At 67.8% G+C, this 1076-nt stretch carries 1 protein-coding gene and 1 pseudogene; one reads left to right on the forward strand and one right to left on the reverse strand.

Going from position 1 to position 1076, the window contains the following annotated elements; all coding sequences use genetic code 11:
* A pseudogene (locus ACSFA2_RS25755) lies at positions 1-328 on the forward strand (PLP-dependent aminotransferase family protein); the annotation flags it as partial.
* Positions 329-344: 16 nt separating this feature from the next.
* Here ACSFA2_RS25755 and ACSFA2_RS25760 read toward each other — a convergent pair.
* Positions 345-1076, reverse strand: a 732-nt coding sequence (locus ACSFA2_RS25760; RefSeq protein ID WP_435458163.1) for a substrate binding domain-containing protein, incomplete at its 5' end; no start/stop codon positions are given.

A 1076-nucleotide genomic window follows, 5' to 3' on the forward strand; every position in this document is an offset into this window, starting at 1 on the left:
GGACGGCACTGTCGCCCGTCTCGAATCTGAAAAGCGTCAGGACGCAGCGGCGCGACAGGTCATCGCCGGCGAAGCGCTGGCCGGTCTGCGGTGCGTGCGCCACCCGGCGTCGTACTTCGTCTGGCTGCCCTTGCCGGAAGAAACGCGCGCCGACCGGGTCGCGGCGGCATTGATGCGCGAAGGTGTTTCGGTATCTACCGCCGAGCCCTTTGCCACGTCGCAGCATGTGCCGCATGCACTGCGCCTCGCGCTCGGCTCCGTCGGGCTGGACAGCCTGCGCAACGCGTTGCAGACCGTGCGGCGGGTGGTCGGGGAGCAGTCTTTCTGAGCGAAACGGCCCGCGTTCACCGCTGGCCCAGCCGGTCGCGCAGGAATTCGATGAAGCGCTGCGTCTTCGCCGGCAGCAGCCGGGTTTCGGTGATGGCATAGACCGGCGTCGGCGTGCCGTGCCACCCGGGCATGATGCGGCGCAGCGCACCGCTGGCCAGATCGTCGGCCACGACTTCCTCCGGCATCAGGACGATGCCCATGTCGAGCATCGCCAGCCGGCGGATCATGCCCACGCTGTTGAGCACGAAGCGCCCACCCACCGGCACCGTGACCGTTCGCTTGCCGTCCAGCAAAGTCCACGAACTCGCCCTCAGGATGCCCAGGCATTGATGCCGCTCGAGCTCGGCGGGCTTCGTCGGCTCGCCCGAGCGTTCGAGATAGCCGGGCGACGCATAGAGGTGCGGCGTGATCGCCGCCAGCAGCCGCGCGATCAGTTGCGAGTCTTCCGATTCGCCGATGCGTATCGCCACGTCGAAGGGTTCGCTGACCAGGTCGACCCGCCGCGGCGTGAGGTCGAAATCGAAGTTGATGCCGGGATAGAGGCTCGCGAACTCGGCGATCAGGGGCGCGAGGTAGGTGACGGTGAAATCCACCGGCAGCGAGACGCGCAGCACGCCGCTGGGCTGCGCGAGCATGTCGCCGAGCTGCTCGTGCGCCAGGCGCGCTTCGTCGACGATGCGCTTGCATCGCTCGAAGTAGACAAGGCCGGCCTCGGTGAGCTCGATCTTGCGCGTCGTGCGATGCAG

The organism is Variovorax cryoconiti, assembly GCF_051216395.1.
Taxonomy (GTDB): Bacteria; Pseudomonadota; Gammaproteobacteria; order Burkholderiales; family Burkholderiaceae_C; genus Variovorax.